General features: G+C 63.1%; 21 protein-coding genes and 1 other RNA gene. 9 read left to right on the forward strand and 13 right to left on the reverse strand.

The features are described 5' to 3' along the window. Positions 1-36: 36 nt before the first annotated feature. The 4 genes from ACF8ME_RS23165 to gyrA form a co-directional block, all read right to left on the reverse strand. Positions 37-915: a prephenate dehydrogenase/arogenate dehydrogenase family protein gene (locus tag ACF8ME_RS23165; RefSeq protein ID WP_016449514.1), complete on the reverse strand. Its 879-nt coding sequence runs from the start codon at positions 913-915 to the stop codon at positions 37-39. Then, the gene (gene pheA, locus ACF8ME_RS23170) at positions 915-2015 is read right to left on the reverse strand and encodes a prephenate dehydratase (protein ID WP_016454364.1); all 1101 of its coding nucleotides are present in this window, start codon (positions 2013-2015) and stop codon (positions 915-917) included. Before pheA ends, ACF8ME_RS23165 begins: the two co-directional genes overlap by 1 nt. Positions 2016-2033: 18 nt before the next feature. Continuing rightward, positions 2034-3143 carry a 3-phosphoserine/phosphohydroxythreonine transaminase gene (gene serC, locus ACF8ME_RS23175; protein ID WP_016454363.1) on the reverse strand — a complete coding sequence of 370 codons (1110 nt, stop codon included), beginning with the start codon at positions 3141-3143 and terminating at the stop codon, positions 2034-2036. 123 nt (positions 3144-3266) lie between these two features. After that, positions 3267-5933, reverse strand: a complete 2667-nt coding sequence (gyrA, locus tag ACF8ME_RS23180; RefSeq protein WP_046238042.1) for a DNA gyrase subunit A — start codon at positions 5931-5933, stop codon at positions 3267-3269. Positions 5934-6162: 229 nt separating this feature from the next. Here gyrA and ompA point away from each other — a divergent pair, with 229 nt between their 5' ends. The 4 genes from ompA (at position 6163) to ssrA (ending at position 8691) form a co-directional block, all read left to right on the forward strand. Continuing rightward, positions 6163-6822, forward strand: a complete 660-nt coding sequence (gene ompA / locus ACF8ME_RS23185) for an outer membrane protein OmpA (RefSeq protein ID WP_160852244.1) — start codon at positions 6163-6165, stop codon at positions 6820-6822. Between the two features lie 85 nt (positions 6823-6907). Beyond that, positions 6908-7630, forward strand: a complete 723-nt coding sequence (gene ubiG, locus ACF8ME_RS23190) for a bifunctional 2-polyprenyl-6-hydroxyphenol methylase/3-demethylubiquinol 3-O-methyltransferase UbiG (RefSeq protein WP_017406940.1) — start codon at positions 6908-6910, stop codon at positions 7628-7630. 5 nt (positions 7631-7635) lie between these two features. Next, complete coding sequence (locus tag ACF8ME_RS23195; RefSeq protein WP_016449508.1) at positions 7636-8301, forward strand: HAD-IA family hydrolase; 666 nt, start codon at positions 7636-7638, stop codon at positions 8299-8301. Positions 8302-8313: 12 nt separating this feature from the next. After that, positions 8314-8691: a transfer-messenger RNA gene (gene ssrA / locus ACF8ME_RS23200) on the forward strand. A gap of 76 nt (positions 8692-8767) precedes the next feature. Here the strand turns inward: ssrA and ACF8ME_RS23205 are convergent. Beyond that, on the reverse strand, positions 8768-8986 hold the full coding sequence (locus tag ACF8ME_RS23205) for a hypothetical protein (protein WP_047326836.1): 219 nt from the start codon (positions 8984-8986) through the stop codon (positions 8768-8770). A gap of 62 nt (positions 8987-9048) precedes the next feature. Further along, a complete protein-coding gene (locus ACF8ME_RS23210) occupies positions 9049-9345 on the reverse strand; it encodes an H-NS family nucleoid-associated regulatory protein (RefSeq protein WP_017406943.1) in 297 nt (98 codons plus the stop codon). A gap of 465 nt (positions 9346-9810) precedes the next feature. On the opposite strand from ACF8ME_RS23210, the gene ACF8ME_RS23215 reads away from it, so the two are divergent. Then, on the forward strand, positions 9811-13632 hold the full coding sequence (locus ACF8ME_RS23215; RefSeq protein WP_392418339.1) for an ExeM/NucH family extracellular endonuclease: 3822 nt from the start codon (positions 9811-9813) through the stop codon (positions 13630-13632). A 102-nt stretch (positions 13633-13734) separates the two neighbouring features. Here ACF8ME_RS23215 and ACF8ME_RS23220 read toward each other — a convergent pair whose 3' ends face one another. Then, a complete protein-coding gene (locus tag ACF8ME_RS23220) occupies positions 13735-13995 on the reverse strand; it encodes a hypothetical protein (protein WP_392418341.1) in 261 nt (86 codons plus the stop codon). Positions 13996-14605: 610 nt separating this feature from the next. On the opposite strand from ACF8ME_RS23220, the gene ACF8ME_RS23225 reads away from it, so the two are divergent. After that, entirely contained in the window at positions 14606-14932 is a 327-nt protein-coding gene (locus tag ACF8ME_RS23225; protein WP_392418343.1) for a tetratricopeptide repeat protein, read from the forward strand. Between the two features lie 18 nt (positions 14933-14950). On the opposite strand, the gene ACF8ME_RS23230 is transcribed toward ACF8ME_RS23225, so the two are convergent. Then, positions 14951-15415 carry a ribonuclease HI family protein gene (locus ACF8ME_RS23230; RefSeq protein WP_074931549.1) on the reverse strand — a complete coding sequence of 155 codons (465 nt, stop codon included), beginning with the start codon at positions 15413-15415 and terminating at the stop codon, positions 14951-14953. A 101-nt stretch (positions 15416-15516) separates the two neighbouring features. Here ACF8ME_RS23230 and ACF8ME_RS23235 point away from each other — a divergent pair, with 101 nt between their 5' ends. After that, positions 15517-16140, forward strand: a complete 624-nt coding sequence (locus tag ACF8ME_RS23235) for a glutathione S-transferase (RefSeq protein ID WP_209802854.1) — start codon at positions 15517-15519, stop codon at positions 16138-16140. 71 nt (positions 16141-16211) lie between these two features. Here the strand turns inward: ACF8ME_RS23235 and ACF8ME_RS23240 are convergent, their stop codons facing one another. Continuing rightward, the gene (locus tag ACF8ME_RS23240; protein ID WP_209802853.1) at positions 16212-16646 is read right to left on the reverse strand and encodes a YbaY family lipoprotein; all 435 of its coding nucleotides are present in this window, start codon (positions 16644-16646) and stop codon (positions 16212-16214) included. 655 nt (positions 16647-17301) lie between these two features. On the opposite strand from ACF8ME_RS23240, the gene ACF8ME_RS23245 reads away from it, so the two are divergent. Continuing rightward, the gene (locus ACF8ME_RS23245; RefSeq protein WP_392418345.1) at positions 17302-17589 is read left to right on the forward strand and encodes an H-NS histone family protein; all 288 of its coding nucleotides are present in this window, start codon (positions 17302-17304) and stop codon (positions 17587-17589) included. Positions 17590-18235: 646 nt separating this feature from the next. On the opposite strand, the gene ACF8ME_RS23250 is transcribed toward ACF8ME_RS23245, so the two are convergent. After that, positions 18236-19345, reverse strand: a complete 1110-nt coding sequence (locus ACF8ME_RS23250; protein WP_313281093.1) for a PHB depolymerase family esterase — start codon at positions 19343-19345, stop codon at positions 18236-18238. 10 nt (positions 19346-19355) lie between these two features. After that, a complete protein-coding gene (locus tag ACF8ME_RS23255) occupies positions 19356-19775 on the reverse strand; it encodes a CopG family transcriptional regulator (protein ID WP_126312026.1) in 420 nt (139 codons plus the stop codon). A 204-nt stretch (positions 19776-19979) separates the two neighbouring features. On the opposite strand from ACF8ME_RS23255, the gene ACF8ME_RS23260 reads away from it, so the two are divergent. Next, positions 19980-20633, forward strand: coding sequence for a hemolysin III family protein (locus tag ACF8ME_RS23260; protein WP_046985788.1), 654 nt, complete (start codon positions 19980-19982; stop codon positions 20631-20633). 248 nt (positions 20634-20881) lie between these two features. Here ACF8ME_RS23260 and ACF8ME_RS23265 read toward each other — a convergent pair whose 3' ends face one another. After that, positions 20882-21910, reverse strand: coding sequence for a tyrosine-type recombinase/integrase (locus ACF8ME_RS23265; RefSeq protein WP_392418347.1), 1029 nt, complete (start codon positions 21908-21910; stop codon positions 20882-20884). Then, the gene (locus tag ACF8ME_RS23270) at positions 21907-22137 is read right to left on the reverse strand and encodes a DUF4224 domain-containing protein (protein WP_123695802.1); all 231 of its coding nucleotides are present in this window, start codon (positions 22135-22137) and stop codon (positions 21907-21909) included. The genes ACF8ME_RS23265 and ACF8ME_RS23270 overlap by 4 nt, the downstream gene beginning before the upstream one ends. Between the last annotated feature and the right edge of the window lie 28 nt (positions 22138-22165).

The raw sequence follows: 22165 nt of genomic DNA on the forward strand, positions 1-22165 counted from the left end.
CGCTCGGGGCGCTTGGAGCGCGGCCGGCGTTGCGCGTCAGCGGCGCGGTACGCCCATGCGCCAGTGGGCACGCGCCGCGCTGGCCAGGGTCAGGTGGTCTTCCAGGCCTTGGCCGTCGCCGGCCTGGATCAGGCATTCGAGTTGCTGCAGCGCCTGTTGGAACTGGCGCGACTGCGCCAGCACCTGTTCGCTGTTGGCCAGCAGCACATCGCGCCACATCTTGGGGTCGCCTGCTGCAATGCGTGTGAAGTCACGGAAGCCGGGGCCGGCCAGGGACAGCACCTCATCGGAATCGGGCTGGGTGATCACGCTTTGCATCATGGCGAAGGCCAGCAGATGCGGCAGGTGGCTGACCGTGGCAAAGGCGCTGTCGTGGGCTTCTGGCGACATGGCGCGCACGCGGCAGCCCAGCAGCTCCCACAGGGACTGGGCCTTTTGCAGGTGCTCGGTCAGTGTGCGTTCCGTGGGCGTCAGGATGACCTGTGCGCCCTTGTACAGCTGGGGGTCGGAATGCTCGACGCCCGAGACTTCCTTGCCCGCAATGGGGTGGGCCGGCACGAAGGAGCCGAGCTGGTCGCGCAATGCCGAGCGGGCGGCATGCACCACATCGACCTTGGTGGAGCCCACGTCCATGATCATCATCCCGGGCGTGACCAGGTGCTTGATGGACTTGAGCGTGGCCTCGGTGGCCGCCACGGGCACCGCCAGCAGCACCAGGTCTGCGCCGGCGGCGGCCAGCAGGGCCGAGGGTGCCTCCACATCGATGACGCCCATCTGGCGTGCGCGCTCGGTGGTGGACGGGGATTTGCTGTAGCCCACGACACGCTTGACCAGCCCGGCCTGCTTGAGCGCCAGCGCGAACGAGCCGCCCATGAGGCCGCAGCCGATCAACCCCAGTTGTTCGAACGGCTGCATCACTTGGAGACCGGATAGGTGCCCAGCACCTTGTAGAAGGCGCACAGCTCGCGCAGCTCTTGCAGCGCGCTGGCCACGTTGGGCTGGGCCGGGTGACCTTCGAGGTCGATGTAGAAGTAGTACTCCCACTGGCCTGTGCGTGCGGGGCGCGATTCGAAGCGCGTCATGGAGACGCCGTGCCGCTTGAGCGGTACCAGCAGGTCATGCACGGCGCCGGGACGGTTGGGCACGGAGATGATGATGCTGGTGCAATCCTGCCCGCTGGGTGCGGGCGTCGCCAGCGTGTGCGGCAGGCAGATGACGGCGAAGCGCGTGCGGTTGTAGGCATCGTCCTGAATGGCATGCGCCACCACGTGCAGGCCGAATTGCTGGGCCGCGCGTTCGCTGGCCAGGCCGGCGATATCGGGGTGCAGCGCCGCCAGGCGGGCGCCTTCGGCGTTGCTGGACACCGGGCGGCGTTCGGCATGTGGCAGATGCTTGGACAGCCAGCCCTGACATTGGGCCAGGGCCTGGGGGTGAGCCGCAACCACCTTGATGCCTTCGGTCGTGTTGGTGCTGCGCAGCAGGTTGTGGCGCACCAGCAGGCTGACCTCTCCCACCACGTGGCAGGGCGTATGCAGGAACATGTCCAGCGAGCGCGTGACCACGCCTTCGTTGGAGTTCTCCACGCCCACCACTCCGTACTGCGCGCTGCCCGCGGCCGTGGCGTGGAACACCTCGTCGAAGCTGTTGCAGTACATCAGGTCGGCCGCGCCGCCGAAATACTGGATGGCCGCTTCCTCGCAGAACGTGCCCGCCGGGCCCAGCACGGCCACGCGCTGGGGTGACTCCAGCGCCAGGCAGGCCGACATGATCTCGCGCCAGATGGCCGAGACATGGGCGTTCTTGAGCGGGCCGGGGTTGGCGGACTCGATCTTCTGGATGACCTGGGCCACGCGGTCAGGGCGGAAGAAGGGCGTGCCTTCCCGCTTCTTGACCTCGCCGACCTGCTCGGCCACGCGGGCGCGTCGGTTCAGCAGATCCAGCAGTTGCTGGTCGATATCGTCGATCTGCACGCGCAGATGCGCCAGATCGGGAGAGGCTTGGGGTGGGGTGCTCATGGAAGGGGGTGTGGTCGGTCAGGCGTTGCGCTGTTCGAATTCGCGCATGTACTCCACCAGCGCCTGCACGCCAGCGATGGGCATGGCGTTGTAGATGCTGGCACGCATGCCGCCGACGGACTTGTGGCCCTTGAGCTGCAGCAGGCCGCGTTCCCGGGCTCCGGCCAGGAAGGCGTCATTGCGCGACTCGTCGCGCAGGAAGAAAGGGATGTTCATGCGCGAGCGGCAATTGGCAGCGACCTTGTTCACGTAGAACGAGGACTGGTCCACGTACTGGTAGAACAGGTCGGCCTTGGCGATATTGCGCGCCTGCAGGGCCGCCACGCCGGTCAGGCCGCCTTCGGTCTGGCGCTTGATCCACTGGAAGGTCAGGCCCGCGATGTAGATGCCCCAGGTGGGCGGCGTGTTGTACATCGACTGGTTGTCGGCCACGGTCTTGTAGTCGAAGGCCGAAGGGCAGGCGGGCAGGGCGTGGCCCAGCAGGTCCTCGCGCACGATGACCAGGGTCAGGCCGGCCGGGCCCAGGTTCTTTTGCGCACCGCCGAACGCCAGGCCCACGCGGCTCCAATCGACGGGGCGCGAGGCCACGTGCGAGGAGAAATCCACCACCAGCGGAGCATCGCAGCCCAGCGCCTTCAGGTCGGGCAGTTCCTGGAACTCCACGCCATGGATGGTTTCGTTGCTGCAGATGTGTACGTAGCTGGCGCCACGGCTCAGTTGCCAGCTTTCAGGGGCGGGCAGGGTGGTGAATTGGCTGTCCTCGCCGCTGGCTGCGATGTGTGCATCGGCCACGTACTTGCGTGCTTCCTTGGCCGACTTCTGGCTCCAGCTGCCGCTGAGCACGAAGTCCACCGTGCCGGCGCGCGACAGGTTCAGCGGAACGATGGCGTTCTCGGCCAGGCCGCCGCCCTGCATGAACAGAATCTTGAATTCGGGCGGCACGGCCAGCAGCTCGCGCAGATCGGCCTCGGCCTGTTCGTAGATGGAGATGAACTCCTTGCCGCGGTGGCTCATCTCCATCACGCTCATGCCGGACCCGTGCCAGTCGAGCATTTCGGCGGCTGCCTGCTGCAGCACTTCGGCGGGAATGGCGGCAGGGCCGGCGGAGAAGTTGTAAGGGCGGTTCATGGAGTTCAATGTCAAGTCACGCGCAGGCGCCAGGTCGGGCAGGGCCTGCAACTGTCAAAAATCTGGGCCGCCGCTACGGCTGCGCTCCCGGTGTGGGAGGCAGCCCCAGCGGCGGCCGGGTCATCAGGCGGGCTCGCCCGTGCCTTCGGCAGCGGCTTCGTCGCCGCCCGGGGCTTCCTCGCCCGTGGCCTCGCCCTCGACTTCGTTGGCATCGTTTTCGACGATGCGCTGCAGGCCGCCCAGCTTGGCGCCTTCGTCCAGCGAGATCAGCGTCACGCCCTGGGTGGCTCGGCCCAGCTCGCGGATTTCCGACACCCGGGTACGCACCAGCACGCCAGTGTCGGTGATCAGCATGATTTCGTCATCGGCGTGGACCAGGGTGGCGGCGACCACCTTGCCGTTGCGCTCGGACTGCTGGATGGCGATCATGCCCTTGGTGCCTCGGCCATGGCGCGTGTACTCGACGATGGAGGTGCGCTTGCCGTAGCCGTTTTCCGTGGCCGTGAGCACGCTTTGCGATTCGTCCTCGGCCACCAGCATCGCGATCACGCTCTGGCCCTCTTCCAGGGTCATGCCCTTGACGCCACGCGCATTGCGGCCCATGGGGCGCACGTCGTTTTCGTCGAATCGAACGGCCTTGCCGCCGTCGCTGAACAGCATCACGTCATGCTTGCCGTCGGTGAGGGCTGCGCCGATCAGGAAATCGCCCTCGTCCAGGCCCACGGCGATGATGCCGGCCTTGCGCGGGTTGGAGAACTCGTCCAGCGCCGTCTTCTTCACGGTGCCCATGCTGGTGGACATGAACACATAGTGGTCGGCCGGGAAGCTGCGGTACTCGCCCGTCAGCGGCAGCACCACGTTGATCTTCTCGCCATCCTGCAGAGGGAACATGTTGACGATGGGGCGGCCACGCGAACCGCGCGAGCCCGCCGGCACTTCCCAGACCTTGAGCCAGTACAGGCGGCCGCGGTTGGAGAAGCACAGCAGGTAGTCGTGCGTGTTGGCGATGAACAGCTGGTCGATCCAGTCGTCTTCCTTGGTGGCCGTGGCCTGCTTGCCGCGGCCGCCGCGCTTTTGCGAGCGGTACTCGGACAGCGGCTGGCTCTTGATGTAGCCCGTGTGGCTGAGCGTGACCACCATGTCGGTGGGCGTTATCAGGTCCTCGGTGGACAGGTCCTGCGCGCTGTACTCGACCGTGCTGCGGCGGGCGCCGACCTTGCTCTGGCCGAACTCGGCCTTGATCTGCTTGAGCTCGTCGCCAATGATGGCCGACACGCGCTCGGGCTTGGACAGGATGTCCAGCAGGTCCTCGATGACGGACATCACGTCCTTGTACTCGGCGACGATCTTGTCCTGCTCCAGGCCGGTCAGGCGCTGCAGGCGCATCTGCAGGATTTCCTGGGCCTGGGTCTCGGACAGGCGGTACAGGCCATCGGCCTGCATGCCGAATTCGCGCTCCAGGCCATCGGGGCGGTAGTCGTCGGCATTGACCACGCCGCCATCGGTACGGGTGCGCGTCAGCATCTCGCGCACCAGCTTGCTGTCCCAGTTGCGCGTCATCAGCTCGGCCTTGGCCACAGGTGGCGTGGGCGCGTTGCGGATGATGGCGATGAAGTCGTCGATGTTGGCCAGCGCGACCGCCAGGCCTTCCAGCACATGGCCGCGCTCGCGCGCCTTGCGCAGTTCATAGACCGTGCGGCGCGTGACCACTTCGCGGCGGTGCTGCAGGAAGACCTCGACCAGATCCTTCAGATTGCACAGCTTGGGCTGGCCATCGACCAGCGCCACCATGTTCATGCCGAAGGTGTCTTGCAGCTGGGTCAGCTTGTACAGGTTGTTGAGCACGACCTCGGGCACTTCGCCGCGCTTGAGCTCGATCACCAGGCGCATGCCCGACTTGTCGGACTCGTCCTGGATGTGGCTGATGCCCTCGATCTTCTTTTCGTGCACCAGCTCGGCCATGCGCTCCTGCAGCGTCTTCTTGTTGACCTGGTAGGGCAGCTCATCGACGATGATGGCCTGGCGCTGGCCGCGGTCGATGTCCTCGAAGTGGCACTTGGCACGCATCACCACGCGTCCGCGACCCGTGCGATAGCCCTCCTTGACACCGTTGATGCCATAGATGATGCCGGCCGTCGGGAAGTCGGGCGCGGGGATGATCTCCATCAGCTCGTCGATGGTGGCCTGGGGCGTCTGCAGCAGGTGCAGGCAGGCGTCCACCACCTCGTTGAGGTTGTGCGGTGGAATATTGGTGGCCATGCCCACGGCAATGCCCGAGGAACCGTTGACCAGCAGATTGGGCAGCCGCGCAGGCAGCACCAGCGGCTCGCGCTCGCTGCCGTCGTAGTTCGGGCCGTAATCGACCGTTTCCTTGTCGATATCGCCCAGCATTTCATGGGCAATCTTGGACAGGCGGATTTCGGTGTAACGCATCGCCGCCGCGCTGTCCCCGTCCACCGAACCGAAGTTGCCCTGACCGTCCACCAGCATGTGGCGCAGCGAGAAATCCTGCGCCATGCGCACGATGGTGTCGTACACCGCACTGTCGCCGTGCGGGTGGTATTTACCGATCACATCACCGACGATACGCGCCGACTTCTTGTACGGCCGGTTCCAGTCGTTGTTGAGCTCGTGCATGGCAAAAAGCACGCGCCGATGCACAGGCTTGAGACCATCTCGCGCATCGGGCAGCGCCCGGCCCACGATCACGCTCATTGCGTAATCGAGATAGCTGCGACGCATCTCCTCTTCGAGGCTGATGGGCAGGGTTTCTTTAGCAAACTGGGTCATGTGTGGCGATACTCTGACGGCGGGAAAAGGCCCATTTTAGGTCGAATGACGTGTAGCAGCCGAGCAACATAACCCTGGAATTCCGCCGCTGTCCTACTTGTTGGCCCCCGCTTGGCGGTCCGTCTGCATGTGACGTATGGCACAATCAATTCAACGTTTTTGGTGATGGTCACTGATGACGTCCACAGATTCGCAGCCCTGCTGCGGCTTTTTCCCCAAGAGGAGAACCATGAAGAAACTGAACAAAGTGGCGATGTTGTTTGCCTCTGCCGCCCTCGCAACGGCCGCTGGCGCACAAGTGAAGGCTGCTGACGGTGGCAAGACCATCGACAACTGGCAAAACGGCACCAGCGAACTGGTGTGGAAGAACGGCACGAACGAACTGTGCTGGCGCGATGCCAACTGGACGCCCGCCACTGCAGCTGCTGACTGCGACGGCGCTCTGAAGCCTGTGGCCGCCGCTGTGGCTCCCGCCGCAACGCCCGCTCCGGCAACTCCCGCACCCGCACCGGCACCCGCTCCGGCCGTGGCCTCCAAGGTGACCTTCTCTGCCGACGCTTTCTTCGACTTCGACAAGTCGGTTCTGAAGCCCGAAGGCAAGGCCAAGCTGGACGACCTGGCCTCCAAGGTCAAGGGCATCAACCTGGAAGTGGTCATCGCCGTGGGTCACACCGACTCCGTTGGCTCTGACGCCTACAACCAGAAGCTGTCGGTTCGCCGCGCTGAAGCCGTGAAGGCTTACCTGGTGTCCAAGGGCATTGAAAAGAACCGCGTCTACACCGAAGGCAAGGGCGAAAAGCAGCCTATCGCCGACAACAAGACCAAGGAAGGCCGCGCGAAGAACCGTCGCGTGGAAATCGAAGTGGTCGGCACCCGCGCCGCTAAGTAATCTTTCGATTGCTTCTCGCAAAAGCCCCGGCAACGGGGCTTTTTTTATGGCTGAACGGTCGCCGCAATCGCCGACAATCGACGCCATGAGCAACGCAATCAACCTCAACGCCGACCCGGCGGAGCTGGAGAAATTCTCCAGCCTGGCCCATCGCTGGTGGGACCCGGAAAGTGAGTTCAAACCCCTGCATCAGATCAATCCGCTGCGGCTGGACTGGATCGATGCGCAAGTTCCCTTGAAGGGGCGCAGAATTCTGGATGTCGGGTGTGGCGGCGGCATCCTTGCCGACTCCATGGCGCGCAAGGGTGCGCGCGAAGTGGTTGGCATCGATCTGGCCACCAAGGCATTGCGCGTGGCCCAGCTGCATGCACTGGAGACGGGTACGCCCAACATTCACTACCACGAAGTGAGTGTGGAGCGTCTGGCCCAGGAGCAGCCTGGTTCCTTTGATGTGGTGACCTGCATGGAGATGCTGGAGCATGTGCCCGATCCCGCCTCCGTGGTATCGGCCTGTGCTGAGCTGGTCAAGCCTGGCGGCTGGGTGTTCTTCTCCACGATCAACCGCAGTGCAAAGGCCTTCGGTCTGGCCATCGTCGCGGCAGAATACCTGCTCAAGATGATTCCCAAGGGTACGCATGAGTACGCGAAACTGATCCAGCCCAGCGAACTCGCCATGTTCGCCCGTCAGGCTGGCCTTGATCTGCAGGCCAGCAAGGGCCTGCAGCACAACCCCATCACCGGGCGCTACTGGCTCAGTGCAGACACATCTGTGAACTACATGCTGGCCACGCGCCGGGCCGAAGGGTAAGCCGCATGTGGAAAGAAGTCCGAGCCGTGCTGTTCGATCTGGACGGCACCTTGATCGACAGTGCACCAGACCTGGGCGCAGCCGCAGACAGGATGCGTACCGATCGGGGTATGCCTTCAATTCCCTATGAGCGATATCGACCCATGGCGGGCGCGGGGGCGCGGGGCATGCTGGGGGTGGGGTTCGGGCTCACGCCCGACTCGCCCGAGTTTGCGCAGATGCGCGAGGAGTTCTTCCGCAACTACGAGCAATGCATGACAGAGCGCACCTATGCGTTCGAGGGTGTCGAGGAACTGATTGCACGACTCCAGGCTGTGTCCATGCCCTGGGGCGTGGTCACGAACAAGTCCATGCGCTTTACCGATCCGCTGACGCAACAGATGCCGCTGTTCGCAACTGCGTCAGCCGTCGTCAGCGGCGACACCACGCCCCATGCAAAGCCCCATCCTGCACCCTTGCTGGAGGCTGCCGCGCGTATCGGCCTTCCTCCCGAGAGTTTTGTCTATGTCGGTGACGACGAGCGCGACATCGTTGCAGGCAAGGCCGCAGGCATGAAGACCGTGGCGGCTTGCTACGGCTACCTTGGCGCAGCCGGCGATACGCTGCACTGGCAGGCGGATGCGCAAATCAATTCTCCGCTGGAGCTCTTGAAACTGCTGGAAAGAGGCTAAGATAGGAGCCTTGGGGCTGTCCTGGTTTCGACGTGGGTTCGGGACCGGTGTGGTGCATGTCGAGCTTGATTGACGCTCGTAAATCTCCATTCAAAAAACTAACTGCAAACGACGAACGTTTCGCACTCGCCGCTTAAATCCGGTGAGCCTTGCAACAGCACGCTGATGGGCTGGGCAAGGGGGTAGCAATACCTCCCGGCTGCAAGGGAATTCACATCAGCTGGCTGCGTGCTGGGCTTCTTAGTACGTGGCAAGATCCAAGGAAGCTGGCATCCTGGGTAGCGTGCGCCTGCGCGACTCGGGAGGCGAGACTCAAAACAGAACGCTAAACATGTAGATCTGCCCGGCGAAGGCTTGCGGACGCGGGTTCAATTCCCGCCAGCTCCACCATCCAAGACACCGCCACACACTGAAGACCTCAGTGTGTGGCGGTTTTTTCTTGCCTGTTCGTTGCCTCGCGCCCGCCTCAGTGGCTGTTCATGTCGGGCATGGGCTGCTGGGACAGTTCCTGGATCAGCGTCAGGCGGAAATGTGCCAGGGCCTTGGCCCCATGCTGTATGTGGTGCAGGTCTGCCACTCCGCCGATGCCCGACACCAGCAGTTCGGGCTTGGTCGACAAAATGACTTCTATGAAGTGGTCGGCCAGTTCTGCAGCCAACAGCGTGTCCGAGTTCTGTTTGCTCATGTGTGCTTCCTCCTGGTGATGGAAGCACATGGTATGGCATCGCGCCTGAATATGGCTGGCGATCAGATGGCGAGGCTTGCGCGGTCCTTGCCTTCTATCCACTTGGGCGGCTTTCCGCGGCCTGTCCAGGTTGCGCCGGTTTCGGGGTTGCGGAATTTGGGTTCGCCCACGCTGCGCTGTCCGGTCTTGCGAGGTTTGATCCTGGCGGAGGGGAAGACATCCTCTTTCGTCAGGCCATATTGCTGCACCATGGCCTTTGCTTCAGTGATCGCATCCGTTCTTGCGTGCTTGATCAGTGCGTCGATCTTTTTCTCAAGCTCGGCTTTTTGTTGCAGCAGGGCCCTGTAGTCGGATGTCATGGCGATGATGATTTTCAGTGGGAGATGCGCGTGTATATCACGGGAATGAATATTTTGTAAGTTATGAGTAAGAAAAAGAGTGTGGGAGTGTGCGGACGCACGAAAAGCCACCAGCGACGTGGCGCGTTCAAGACGGGTGACGAGGATGGTTGTGGCGACGAGGCGCGCCCAAGAAAAAGGCCAGCGGCTTGCGCTGGCCTGGGAAGAAAGAGCCGGTGCCTTTTTGAAGGCTTCCTGGGGGAATGAGAGGGAGGGAGGAGGAAATGCCCCAGGGCCGGCAATGAAACGATTCAGAAACTGGGTGCAATGATGCATGCCGTATCGAGGTTGGCAGATGGGTGAGCGGCCAGTCTGCGCGTAGGACGCGGGAGCATCCGCCAAGTCACAGGCTGGTCATGTCCATGCGCGATAAACCGGAAGTTGCGCAACCACGGGGGGATGCGCATTATTTTTTATTGCACATCCATGTCCATTGCCCGCACGCTGATTCCGTCTGTATTCAACCCGGCCAATCCGATGAGTCCGCCGCTGCAGCGCCATCATTGGCGTCTGTATGGTGCAGGCCTGCTTCTTTCGGCCTCCGCCGGCGTATGGGCGCAGGTTCCTTTCACCGGCACCTATGCGCAGAATTTCGACACCCTGGCCGCGTCCGGGACGGGGCTGGCCTGGGCCAATGACAGCACCCTGCCGGGCTGGTTTCTCTTCAACAGGAACCTGGCGGGCATCACTGCATATGCGGCAGGCAATGGCGCGTCCAATGCCGGCAGCTTCTACAGCCTGGGGCTGGATGCGGACCGTGCATTGGGTGGCGTGGCATCGGGTGGAGCTTACTTTGGCAGCCCCTCCCAGGGTGCCGTGGCCGGCTGGATTGCGCTGGCGATGCGCAATGACACGGGCGGCGCGGTGGATGGCATCAGCCTGCGATTCAGTGGCGAGCAATGGCGCAATGGCGGCAACACCTCCGAGCAGCCCATGGAGCTGGAGTACGGCATGGGCGCGACCTTTGCCGATGTGCCTGAATGGCTGCCTGCCGGTGCGAATTTCAATTGGAAATCGCCGATCGCTACCGGTACTGCCGCCCCGGTGGATGGCAATGTGGCCGGACGGGTGAATGATGTGGGCGGCGATCTGCGCGGTCTGGGCTGGGCGCCAGGCGCCACGTTGTGGCTGCGTTGGGTCGAACTCAATGATGTGGGCAACGATCACGGCCTGGCCGTTGACGATGTCTCCATCGCCCTGGCACTGCCCGATACCACGCCACCCACAGTGCAGGCCACCATTCCTGCTGCGGCGGCAACCGGGGTGGCGCTGAATCCCGAAATCAAGCTGAGCTTTGATGAGGCGGTGAAACCCGGTAGCGGCAGCTTCGAACTGCGCCAGGGCAGCACCGTGGTGGCAATGCTGCAGGCTGGCGATGCGGCGCAGGTGAAATTCAGTGGCTCGACCATCACGCTCAACGCCGGTGTGCGGCTGGCGGTCAATACGTCCTACAGCCTGGTTCCCGTGGGCGAGCCGGTGTTGGATACCTCGGGCAATGTGTGGACCGGCACGGCGCTGGGCTTCACGACGGGGGGCGAGCCGCCCATCACCAGAATTTCTGCACTCCAGGGTTCCGGCGACCAGTCTCCCCTGGTGGGGCAGAAGGTGACAGTGAGCGCCGTGGTAACGGCCTATATGCCAGGGTTGAGCGGCTTCTTCGTGCAGGAGGAGGAGGCGGATTCCGATGGCGATGCTGCCACCTCGGAGGGCGTCTTTGTCTATTACGGCAATGCGAATCCCGGGGTGGATGAGGGCACGGTAGGCAAGCTGGTGCAGGTCTCCGCCTCGGTGAGCGAGTTTCGCAACCAGACCCAGCTCAGCGCCGTCACGGACTTCGTGGTCCGTGGCGCGGCCGCCTTGCCGGAGCCCGTGCGCGTCACGCTGCCTGTCAGCGACATGGGGCAGTGGGAGCGTCTGGAGGGGATGCGTGTGGAGGTCGCGTCCGCCACTGCGGGCGGCAAGCTGGTGGTGAGCGACAACCGCACGCTGGGCCGCTACGGCAATGTCACGCTGTCTGCCGACGCGCCGCTGGCGCAGTACACCGAACTCAATGCGCCCAGCGTGACGGGCTATGCCGCCTATGTGCAGACATTGCAGCGCAGCCAGATCATTCTGGATGATCGCTCTGGCGCACAGAATCCCGCCTCTGTGCCGGGCCGCGGCGGACAGTCTCTGTCGGCCTCCAACACGCTGCGTGCCGGCGATGGCGTGGACCGTGTCATCGGCGTGCTCGATCAGTTCTCGGATGCAGCTGCCAGCGAGCCGTATCTGACCAGCTACCGCGTACAGCCCACGCAGACGCCGCAGTTCTCGGGGGCGGCGCGTCCCTCGGCTGCTCAGTTGCAGCAGGCTGTGGGGGCGGCATCGCTCAAGATTGCCTCGGCCAACGTGCTCAATTTCTTCAACCTGACGGGCGCCACCAGCGGCTCTTCCCAGGTGATGTTCAGCACGCCCCTGGGCAATCAGCAGGGCATTCGTGGTGCCAACAGCATTGCCGAGCTGGACAGGCAGCGCGCCAAGATCGTGGCCAATCTGCTGGGGCTGGGCGCCGATGTGTATGGCCTGATGGAGGTGCAGAACAACGGCTTTGGCCCGGGCAGCGCCATCCAGGATCTGGCCGACGCCTTGAACGCGAGTGCGGACAAGCCTGCCGGCGCCGTGTATGCGGTGGTCAAGGCGCCTTTCAGCGAGGCTTCAGGTACGGTGGCGGGTGCTGGCACGGATGCGATCACCGTTGCCATCCTCTATCGCAGCGATCGTGTCACGCCGGTGGGCAGCGCAGCGGCACCCAGCGTCACCACCTACGACGCCTTCAACCCAGGCGTAGGCGGCGCACGCGTACCGATTGCACAGACTTTTGCGGTAGGCGGCAGCACGGAGCAGTTCACGCTGGTGGTGAATCACTTCAAATCCAAGGGCAGTGTGCTCAGCAGCCCGGGCAATGCAGACGCGCTTGACGGCCAGGGCGCCAACAACGCCGCGCGTGTGAAGACGTCCGAGCAACTGGCCAGCTGGCTGGCAACCCGGCCCACAGGCACGACCAGCCCGCATGTGGTGCTGGTCGGGGATTTCAATGCGTACTCTAAGGAGGACCCCATCAAGGCGCTGGAGGATGGCGGCTACGCCAAGGTGTCTCAGGGCCTGTCCTATGCGTTCGATGGAATGTGGGGCTCGCTGGACCATGTGCTGGTAAGTGCCAGCCTGCAGCCGAGCGTGGGGCGCGCGGTCAAGTGGGCCATCAATGCCGAGGAGCCTGAAGTCCTGGACTACAACCTCGAGTACAAGTCGCTGGACCAGCAGGCCAGCTTCTATGCGCCGACGGCCTATCGTTCCAGCGACCACAATCCGATTTTGCTGGGTCTGAATTTAGGTGGGCAGGCGCCATCGCTCAGTGGCTTGCCCGCCAATGCGCAATCCGTGGTGGTTGGCCAGGCGGCCGATCTGGCCGATGTGCAGGTGGCAGATGCCGACAGTCCTGTCGTGACGCTGTCCATTGTTGCCAGCAACGGGCAGGTGCTTGGACTCGAAGACGCCGATGCCGCGCAGCCGGGCATACAGTTGCGCGGCAGCCCCGCTCAGGTGTCGGAGCAATTTCGCTCCGCCGTCTATCTGGCATCGGTGGCCGGTTCGGCCAGCTTGCAACTGAGCGTGAGCGATGGGGTCCATGCGCCTGTGACTGCCAGCTATCCGTTGCTGGCGGCTGCTGCAGGTCCTGTGGACCAGGCCAACCGCTTCAACATCACCGGGTCGGGCCAGATGGCGGTATCGGGCGAAGTCGCCGGCGGCGGTATCAACTGCCGCCTGGCCGAGCCGCCTCAGGTCATGGCGGCGCCTGGCACACCGCGTCCGGGGGCTGTGGTGCCCCACGGACTGCTGAAGCTGAATACCGATGGCTGTGATGCGGGTGCGCTCGTGACTGTCAAGCTGACCTATCCCAGTGATCTGCCCAGCGGTGCCGAGTACTGGAAGTGGGGGCGCACAAGCGACAACGCCACGCAGCACTGGTATCGGATACCGGCAACGCTGCAGGGGCGCGTCGTCTCCTTCGTGCTGCGCGATGGTGGCCTGGGTGATGACGATCTGGTGGCCAACGGCCGGGTGGAAGATCCCTCTGCACTGGTTGTGCCTGCTGCGGCGGTCGGCGGCGGCACGCCAGCGGCGATTCCTTCACTGAGCGAATGGGCTGTGGCTCTGCTGAGTCTGATGATGGGCGGGCTGGCCATCCGTTTGCGCCGTCGCGGCTCCTGATCCGGCAATAGAAAAGGCCCGGCTTGCGCTTGGCGCGGGCCGGGCCTGTTGCATTGCGCGAAGGAAATCTGCAGTCAGGGCATTGCCTGGATGCGATGGAGTTCAGAGAAATTTGGCGTGCAGTCGCAGGCCGGTGCGCGATGGATGCGCGATGGCAGTGTTGAGGCGAAGAAAAAGCGCCTGCTGTGGACGCCGCCTCAGTGCAACTGATGCATTGAATATCCAGAAATGATCGTGCTTTAAAAAAAGAGCCTGGCTAACCGGCATACCGCTGGCTGGCAAAAACGACTGCAGGCTGAACTGGCCTGACGAGTCGCCCCACGATGAAACTGAACTGCTGCAACACCATGAATGCTGCAGCATGGGTTGAATCATACACGCAAACAAGAATCATTCTCAAATAAACCTGTGCTTTTCTCTGGAATTGAGAAAAAACTTGCCTTTGTGCCCGTTTCGGTTGTTGCCAGGGCGCCTGAGCGATCGTCGTCAAGAAAAAACGCCCCGGCTGCGGAGGCGGCCGGGGCGCTGAATGGAGCGTTCCATGCGATCAATCCAGGAAGGACACATGCTAAGAGTTTGAAATGAGAGCGCTGGCGTCTGGCGCCTCCGGTCCTTCCTGGTTGTCAAGTGTAAATTGAAACAAGGTGCTTGACGGAGCTAACTCGGGTGAAGTTGCATGCAACTGAGTCGTAAATCCTGTTTTTCACACGCCATCGTGAGACCAGCCAGGCAGTGGGAATGCAAAAAGCCCGCTTGAAAGCGGGCTTTTTACGGGTGATGTGGACGATGGCTCTTACGCGACCATCGTTTTACGGCAGAACGTCTCTGCGGCTGTCACCGTTGTTTTTTTCGTCGTAGTGCACGACGCGCCGGCGTGAGATACAGCATTGTCTGCGCAGACAACCGCGAGATTGTAGCATGACCGCAATTTCAGCTGGATCGAGAACATGCATTGCCACCAAAGGATGAAACCATGAACGAAATGACGCAAAGGCTCGAGGGCCTCCTGGCGTCCGGCAAGGACTCGGCTTTGATGCGCTGCACGTTGGGCAAGGCGTATCTTGATGACGATGCGCCTGCTGTGGCGCACTCGCACCTGCAGCGCGCCACTGAACTCGATCCCGGCTATTCGGTGGCATGGAAGCTTCTGGGCCGGGCATTGCTGGCGCTGGACGATGCTTCGGGGGCTCGGCAGGCGTGGAGCACGGGGTTGGCCTGTGCGCAGGAAAAGGGAGATGCCCAGGTCGTCAAGGAGATTGGTGTGTTCCTCATGCGGCTGGACAGGCAGCAGTCCGCCTGAGTGCGGCTAAGCGCAGGGTCACGGCTGCAAAAGGGCCGCTCTGGCCAGCGCGTCGGCCTCGGTGTTGCGGTGACGAGGAATCCAGCGCAGTTGCACATGCTCGAACTCGGCCAGCATGGCGCGGGCCTGATCGAAAAGGTCGGCCAGCCGCACGATGGGCCTGGTGGGGCGGGGCGATGGCGCCAACTGCTCTACCAGGACGCTGCTGTCCGTGAAGATGGCCAGCCGGCGAGCCTGCAGGCCTAGCAGGGTCTGCAGCACAGCCATCAAGGCCCGCAGCTCGGCTTCGTTGTTGCAGCCTTGGTCGGGGCAGACCTGGGACAGAAGCTGCCGTGTTCCGTCGGGCGCCGTGATGACGGCTCCCAAGGCCATGCGACCCGGGTTGGGCAGTGCGCTTGCATCGATGTATGCAGTCCACAGGTCTGTGTCGGTCGGAGAAGGGCCAGAGTGGTTTCGGCGGGATGACGGCTGTTCCAGAGGCATGTCTGCATCATGCGGCAGCAGTGGGAATCTGACCGCATTCCTCATCGGATTGGACGGGACAATGCAGGATTGCAAATCACCGAAACCGAAGAAGGCTGCGAATGATCAGGATTCTGGGAAAGTCATCGTCCATCAATGTGCGCAAGGTGCTGTGGCTTTGCGTGGAGCTGGGAGTCTCGTTCGAACAGGAAGAGTGGGGTTCGGGCCATCGGTCAACGCAGGAGCCGGGATTTCTTGCACTCAACCCGAATGCCATGGTTCCCGTGCTGCTTGATGGGGCGCTGGTGCTGTGGGAGTCCAACACCATTTGCCGCTATCTTGCCGCGCGCCAGGCTCGGCATGACCTGCTGCCTGCAGCACCCGCAGAGCGTGCACGCGTCGAGCAATGGATGGACTGGCAGGCGACCGAACTGAACAACTCCTGGCGCTATGCCTTCATGGGATTGGTGAGAAACAGTCCGGAGCATCAGGATCCTGCGCTGCTGGCCAGCAGCATGGCGAACTGGCATTGCCACATGCGCATACTGGAGGAGCAACTGTCGCGCACAGGCGCCTTTGCTGCAGGCGCGCAACTCACCCTTGCCGACATCGTGCTGGGCCTGTCTGCCCACCGCTGGCTGTCTGCCCCGATGGAGCGCCCTGACTTGCCCGCAGTCCGTGCGTACTATGAGCGGCTTTGCGAGCGCCCAGGCTTTCGCAAGCATGGTGCCAACGGCATGCCTTGATGGCCGCCTGGTGCCCTCTGCGCGAAAAAGCCCGCCGGAATGTCCTGCGGGCTTTGTCTTTTTAGGGAAGGTCAGGGGGCAACCCGCACCAGCACCATATCGGCCTTCGGGCCTGCTCCACGGGTCAGGACCGGGTGGACGGTGTCATTGGTGAAGATGAGCTGGTTGCCCTGGGTGATGCGTGAGGTCACCGTATATTGCGCCGCAGGATTGAGGCGATTGGGCTCCACGGGCAGCTTGTAGCTGAACGGGGGCTTGAGGCCTTCAAGCCGCACGGATTGCTGAGATATCACGGAGGCGGCGGCATCGGCGCGAGAGGTGTCCTGCAGCTCCACAACCAGCACGGCATCGGACGGGAGCGGCATGCGCTCTCTCAGATCGACCGTGCCCATGACGGCGGTGACCGGCGCGTTGGGTGAGGGCTGGGACTGGGCACATGCGCCCAAAAGTGCGGCGGTCATCACGATGGCGAGAGAGGTTCGGCGCTGGAGGATGTTGGGATTCATGGGAATTCCTTCTTGATTGGAAAGGTCCCAGTCTGGCTTGGCGCATTCTGGAGGGCTGTAGGAACGGGTTCCACAGAGGCTGCTGCCATTTCCCAAAGTCGCATACGCCGATCTGCGGTCGGGTTGCCAGCCAGGGCGACGGGCGTGTGAAAGATCAGGTCGCGCCGGCGCATGAAGGACGCTGCCAGACAGTCCACAGGGTTTCGGAGGGGGCTGCATCGTTCGAGGCCTGCGCCATGCCAAGAGCGATGGGTCAAGCGTCCCGATCTATTTGCTTTACTTCTCATCAATCCGCCGCTCCTCTTTGGGCGGTGAATCGTTCTTGCTTTTGCCATCGCTCGCCGCAGGCGAGAGCACCGTTTCTTTTGACGTGTCGGGGCAACTCTCCCCACATCGCGGCTGCCGAGGGCAAGTCATTGCAGCCCAAGGGGCTGACTCCTTGGCGCGAAGAGGTGTGCGCAAGTGTGCAGAGGTGCGGCAGCGATCGATCTGGGCAGCCGCCGCGTCGGCCACGGAGCCTCGCCCACGGGTGTGGCGTGCCGCGCGGAAGGGCTTCTCTGTCCCAGCACACGGCTGTGGAAAGCTTGTGCCTTGGGGTGCGGAGCATTTTTTGAATAGAATGCGTTTTTGCTAGCATGCATCCAAAGAAAAAGCCATGACATCTGATTACAAGACTCTCCTTCAGCAAAAGGCCGAGATCGAGGCTCGCATTGCCGAGGTCCTCAAAGCCGAAAAAGGCGGTGCCATCGCCAAGGTCCGTGAACTGGTCCAGCAGTTCCAGTTGACCCAGGAAGACGTGTTTGCTACCGGTAAGCGCAAGTCTCCTGCTGGCACAGGTGTGGCCAAGTACCGTGATCCGTCTACTGGCGCAACATGGACCGGCCGGGGCAAGCCTCCCGGCTGGATCAAGGACGCAGTGGACCGAACCGCTTTCGAGATCTGATCAAGGGCCCGCAGTCGCGGGCCTTTTCTTTTGTGGGTCCCCGTGTGGGTTCGATCGGCCGGCAGCTGTCCGGGAAAGTGCGACTGAGCGCTGTCTTGCCCGAAGGTCTCCCAGATCGAGGTGGACATGTGGAAGAGCGCGGTAAAGGTATCTCTCGCGGACCATGCCGCTGGCGCTGGCAGTGCGTCCACCGCGCATTACTGCGCAGCATCTGCTGCCATGCGGGCCTGCAGGCCAGGCCTCCAAGGAAATCCTGTACGTCCTGCCTGGCTTTCACTGCATATCCTTCGCAGTCGTAGCCGGACTTATCAAGGTCTCCAGCATGGACAAGGATGGACAAGGCTCTTGCATTCCAGCTTCCGAAATGGTCAGGGTTGTGCTTATCTCATCTGGCAGAGCTTTCGACCCATCGTTGAATTTCATATGGCTGCCTTGTCTCTTGTATCTGGCGGTGATTTCCCATGCCTTTCGAGGCAGCTTGACTCCATGCAGGCAAAAAAGGGCCCTGGGGGCCCTTTTTCTGTCCTGGCCAGCCCATTTATTGCTGAGCCTGCTCTTCCGGAGTAATGGGCCCATGCTCAACCATTCCTAACCCTTGTGAGCCTTTGAAATCATGTGGTTGGCGAATGCGAGCAGCGGCGCCGAATCAGCAGTTGCGCGCACGCTGGTGCGAAAGGAAAAAGCGCAGCATCTCGGCGCTGGCGTCGATTCCTCCCGGCGCGGTGTAGCTGCCCGCTGCGCTGCCGCCGGACCAGGCGTGGCCTGCGCCATGCAGTTGCCAGTGCTCGATGGCGGTACTGCCATCGGCTGCGATATAGGCAGAGCGGGTGAACCGTTGGCGGTTCGGCGCATGGCCCTGGCTGACGCGAGGTGCGCCTGTGGGGCTTTGCGCGCTGCGTGCAGCATGCACGACGGCCGCGCCGTTGTCGTGATGTACCGTGGTGTCCGCGTCACCATGAAACACGATCACTGGACACACGCTGGGGCCGCTGGCCGAGCCAGATGCTGCGCCTCTTCGCATCGCCTCGAGGGCTGAGGGCAGATTGGACGCGGCACCGGCGGCCAGGCCCGAATGCACGCCCACGGCGGCGAACAGCTCGGGATAGGTGCGTCCCAATATGTCCGCCATTGCACCTCCGGCCGAAAGTCCGGCGACATAGACCCGCGATGCGTCCGCGCCATGGTCGGCCATCACCTGGCGCGTGAGGCCTGCCAGCAGTGCGGGCTCGCCCCGGCCCCGTTGCTGGTGCTGGGCCTTGAACCAGTTCCAGCACTTTTGCGAGTTTGCATGCTGTGTTTGTTCGGGATAGAGCACCAGTACGCCAGCGCTGCGCGCCTGGTCATTCATGCGCGTGCCGGCGGCGAAGTCTTGCGGCCCTTGGGTGCAGCCGTGCAGCATGAGGATGAGCGGGCGAGGTCCCGCTTCGAGGGCACTGCCTGGCGGCACGTACAGCCGATAGGCCAGCTGCCGGCCTCCGTGAGAGTAGCTGCCGAGCAGCCATTGCTCGTCGCTGGAGGTGCCTGCCTGCGATGAGCCCGCAGGCACGGCGAGTTCGGGAGCATCGTCGATGAAGCGGGCTTCGGCATCGACGATCCAGCCTGCATCCCGATGACTGGTTGCGGCTGGCTTGTCGTGGGGTGTGGGCGCACTTTGGCCTCGCAGCGTGCGCTGAATCAGCTCGGTGGCTTCCAGCAGATTGCCGGTGCGCGTCAGGCGTGTCGCCTCGCCCAGCATGTCTTGAAAAAGCTGTTTCATGGAATGGTTCTCAGGTAATGCGGCCGGCCAGAGCGGCACGAACGGCGGGGCTGGCCTGGAGCGCTCCCAGCACCGTGATGGATTCGATGGTTTCGGCGGCAAGCTGCGCAGACACGTCCTGCGCGATGCTGGCCAGGCCCAACACGCGGATCTGCAGCTTTTCCCCGGCAGCCTGCACCCGCATGAGATCGGCCTGGGAGAAATGCTGCATCCCAAGGACCAGCATCTTGCGGGCGACGACCTGTTGCACCGCGTCCGCATGGCTGCGCAGGTGATTGCGTATCGCTGTGCGGATGAAATCGCTGCGGTTGGCGTAGAAGCCTTCGGCGACCAGCAGGTCGATCTGGCCCAGGTCTACATAGCCCAGATTGATGGTGAGCTTCTCGGATTCGCTCACGCGAGGGTTGGAGGTGGTTGTGTTTGCGGCCATGGAACATCCTTGTGCCATCCATATGGATGGTTTAGGGATGGTTTCAAGGCTTGGCGTTGCAATTTGACGCGGCACGTCGTGGGGTATCCGGCGGACGGCGCTGCAGCGTGTGAGTTGCAATCATTGCCCTGTCACGTCTGAGTCGTAAGGTGGCGGAGCCGGGCACGGCGTCCGGCGTTCCTTGGTCATGCGACAGGAGGCTTCATGCCAGACTTGCAGGCAGGCTTGCCGAGCGGCACGAGCGTTTGGTGCCAGCCCGGCGAGCGGTTCAATACCTGGAGTCATCTGGCAGCCCTGCTCGTGGGCGTGGTGGCCAGTGTGGGCCTCATCTGCGAAACGGTGGCCGGCGGCGATGCGCGCAAGATTGCGGGCTCTGTGGTGTTTGGCCTCTCTCTGGCGGCGCTGTTCGGTGCCTCGGCCCTCTTTCATGGCTGCACCGGGGCACGCAAGCGTTTTTGGCAGCGCGTCGACCACGCCTGCATCTACCTGCTGATTGCCGGCAGCCACACGCCTTTTGCCTTGATGGCGCCCTCTGGCTTGTGGGCTTGGTCCTTGCTTGCCGGTGTATGGGCGCTCGCATTGCAGGGCGCGATACGTGCACTTGGTTTCGATTCGCCGCCGCGCCTGTCCCTGTACATCAGCCTCGGCTGGCTCAGCTTAGGGGGCGCGGTGCCGATGGCCTTGCGCCACGGTGCGCAGACCCTGGCCTGGCTGCTCGCGGGCGGACTGCTCTATTCGGCAGGAACGGTGTTCTACCAAAGCCTTTCGAGCATGCGCCATTCGCATGGCATCTGGCACCTGTTCGTGGTTGCCGGCAGCGCCTGCCATACCGTCGCGGTGGTCGGTTTGCTGGCCTGAAACGAGGGCTTGTGCTGGCGGCGCTGCGTTAGACGCTTTGGATTCTGTTAGACAAAAGCCCCTGGCTCTTTCGAACCAGGGGCTTGAATCATTTGGTCGGAGCGGCGGGATTCGAACTCGCGACCCTCTGCTCCCAAAGCAGCCGCGCGAATTATTGAAATCAATGGCTTGGACCGTTTTCTTCTAACGCGCGCATCTGCAAACGGTGCTGTCCGCCATAGGCAGCGCAGAGGCGCGTTAGAAGAAATTCAGCGTGTCGCGTCCACCTTCAGCGCGCGTTTGTGGCGCACATAGTCGGCGGTCTGGGACTGGGTGGAGTGGGCGCCCATGCGCTGCGCCTCCATGATCCCGCGCCCACGGTCCACATCGGTCAGGGCCTTGCCGCGGAGGTCGTGGAAATGGCAATCCTTCACGCCGGCCCGCTTCACTGCCCGCTTCCAGGCGGTGGATGCGCCCGAGTAGGTGTAAGGCTGGCCCTGCAGCGTGCAGAACACGAAATCGGGGCTCTGGTTGGGCAGGGCCCGCAGGCGGTCCACCACATCGCGCAGGCGCTGCGTCCATGCGATCAGGACCTGGGCGCCGGTCGAGCCCTCGGTTTTGGCCGGCTGGAACGTGATGCCCTGCTTGCCCACATCGCTCCACCGCAGGGACAGAAGGTCGCCAATGCGCTGCCCGGTCAGGTAGGCCATGTCGATCAGCGCGCAGATCGTGTGGCCGGAGCGCGTGCGCTTGCCATCGTCCCCGTACATCACGGCCACCTTGATGCGGCGCACCTCGGAATCCGTGATGTACCGCGTGCGCGCTTTCACGGACATGGTCTTGAGGCTGTCCACCGGGTTCGTGCCTGGCGCACGGTAGCCTTTCTCTTCGGCGAACCGCATCAACTCGCGCAGCATGGATCGGTAGGCGTTGTAGGTGCGCGGCTTGTCGCTGAAGTGTTTCAGGAACTCCACGATGGCCGGCGCGGTGACATCCTGCGCGCGAAACTCCTGGAACGATTCGGAGATCGTGCGCGTTTGGTAGGCGTCGTTGGCCTGCGTTTTCACGCTGTGCCTACTGCCGACCTCCGCGAGCCAGTCCGCGATCAGCGCGGCCATGCTGTCCCGGGCCAGGTCTGCCTGCTCCATATCGGCCAGGGCGCGGTATAGAGCAGGTAGGCCGTCGCGGATGGAGGATAGGCGCGTCCAGATCCGCTTTTTCCCTTCGGCGCGGACATGCCAATAGGCGCCCCCCTTTTCGTAGACACGCTTCGGTAGGTCGCTGCGGCGCTTGCTCATGCTGGCCTCCGCATCTGCGGCGGCCGCACGCGCGGCGCGGTGGACGGAGCTGGCCCAGCGCAGACGGCTAGATAGTGGTCGCGCTCCAGCAGCACTTTGCCCGTGCGCTCGCTGAGCCGTGCACGGAAGAATCCGCGCTTGTGCAGCGCCTTGAGCTGCATGGAGGGAAATTGGTAGTGGGTGAGCTCCCTGATTTCGTCTTCAGAGAGGGTCAGGCTGATGCTCATGGTGGGCACCTTTCTGGAAATAGAGCGG

This window comes from Delftia sp. WSY_7, assembly GCF_043104845.1.
Taxonomy (GTDB): Bacteria; Pseudomonadota; Gammaproteobacteria; order Burkholderiales; family Burkholderiaceae_C; genus Comamonas; species Comamonas tsuruhatensis.